Origin of the sequence: Atopococcus tabaci DSM 17538 (assembly GCF_000429585.1) — a bacterium.
Lineage (GTDB): Bacteria > Bacillota > Bacilli > Lactobacillales > Carnobacteriaceae_A > Atopococcus > Atopococcus tabaci.
In genome coordinates this window covers 1-2,006 of sequence record NZ_AUCD01000119.1, presented here as the reverse complement: position 1 = coordinate 2,006, position 2,006 = coordinate 1, and the positions used below count along the sequence as shown (strand labels likewise).

Genomic DNA, 2,006 nt, shown 5'->3' with positions numbered 1-2,006 from the left:
TAAAATTTCTCTTCCCCTAGGGGAAGAAGTAAAGAGATTTAAGTTCATCGAATCATGTAACAGAAAGTGTTGCATTTAACTTTACAACTCAAGAATAAATTTTGGTTCAGACGGGAGAGAATGGTATAATAGCACATGAGCCTATATATGCTGTTTCCTGAAAGGAGGAAATAACAATGTCATTTGATGGTATTTTTACCCGTGCGATGACGGACGAACTGAACCGTCTTTTAAAAAACGGACGGGTGGCAAAAATAAACCAACCTTACGCCAACGAAGTCATTTTGACGATTCGTTCCAACCGTAAAAACCACCGTCTGCTGTTGTCAGCGCACCCTCAATATGCGCGTATCCAGTTGACGGAAGTGCCTTTTGATAACCCCATGCAACCCCCGCAGTTTTGTATGGTGATGCGGAAGCACTTGGATGGAGCGATTTTAGATCGTGTGGAGCAAATGGAAAATGACCGGGTCATCCATTTTTACTTTAAAAGCCGAGATGAATTAGGCGACATCCAAGATGTTATGCTGGTGGCGGAAATCATGGGACGTCACAGCAACCTCTTATTGGTGGATGAAGGAGAAAACAAGATTCTGGATCTTATCCGGCACGTTTCCATCAGTCAAAACTCCTACCGTACACTTCTTCCCGGAGCGCCCTTTAAGGCCGCTCCCAACCAGGAAAAACTGAATCCTTTTACCGCACACCGGGATGACATCATCGCTGCGATGGAAAAATCCGACCGCCCTTCTTTTGAGAAAAAAATTCAAGATGTATTCCAAGGAATCGGCCGGGATACGGCACAAGAATTGGCGGAGCGCAGCAAAGAGTCCGCAGCCGACTTGCCAGAGGCACTTAAGGAATTTTTAAGCCCCATCGAGCAGGGAGAGTTGAAACCAACCCTAGTCGCTCAAGGAAGAAAGACATTTTTTACACCTATTCCCTACGTTTCCTTGTCTGGTGAAGCCACAACTTATGATTCGCTGGGGGGACTTCTAGATGCCTATTACGGTGAAAAAGCCGAACGGGACCGGGTTCAGCAGCAAGCCTCCGATTTGATTCAAGTATTGAAGAACGAATTGGACAAAAACCGGAACAAACTGAAAAAAATCCGCAAGGAACTGGACGACACCCAGTATGCGGAAGACTACAGGATTAAAGGGGAAGTCTTGACGGCGTATCTTCACGAAGTTAAAAAAGGGCAGAAAGAAATTACGCTGCCAAACTTTTATGATGAAGAACAGCCTCTTACCATCCAGTTGGATTCACAAAAATCACCGGCCGAGAACGCGCAAAAATTGTTCTCGCGTTATCAAAAACTGAAAAGCGCCAGCATTCATCTGACAGAGCAGATTCGTCTCACTGAAAATGAAATTCAATATTTGGATTCCGTGATGACACAGTTGGAAGTGGCTTCTCCTGGAGAAGTGGATGAAATCCGTGAAGAGTTGATTGAAGAAGGTTATCTCCGCAAAAGAAAGAGAAAAAACGGCAAGCAGCAAAAAAGAAGCCAGCCTGAAAAATATCTTTCATCGGACGGAACGGAAATTTTAGTTGGAAAGAATAACCGGCAGAACGATCAACTGACGATGAAAACGGCGCGGAAAACCGATTGGTGGCTGCACGCAAAAGACATTCCGGGGTCGCATGTCATCATACGGAGCGACACCCCTTCCGAAGAAACGGTTTTGGAAGCGGCGCACTTAGCGGGGTACTATTCAAAATCCCGCTTGTCTTCTTCCGTTCCAATCGATGTGGTCCAGGTGAAACAAGTCCGAAAACCCAATGGAGCCAAACCGGGGTTTGTCATTTATGAAGGCCAACGCACTGTTTACGTCACACCGGCCAAAGAAGTGGTTGAAAACTTAAAAGCAGACTAAAAAATCCCCCTTCGCCATTAATCAGACGCGATGAAGTGACCCCTAAAAGTTAGACACGGTTATTTCATTTAGGCAGCTTGGTTAAAATGAGTTCGGTACTGCACCGGACTCATTTTTAATTTTGCC

At 45.3% G+C, this 2,006-nt stretch carries 1 protein-coding gene; it reads left to right on the top strand.

Annotation, left to right across the window (positions count from 1 at the left end):
- The first annotated feature begins 176 nt into the window (after positions 1 to 176).
- Positions 177 to 1,880 (top strand): NFACT RNA binding domain-containing protein, encoded by a 1,704-nt coding sequence (locus tag G470_RS0111560; RefSeq protein ID WP_028274926.1) that lies wholly within the window; start codon positions 177 to 179, stop codon positions 1,878 to 1,880.
- Positions 1,881 to 2,006: the final 126 nt, after the last annotated feature.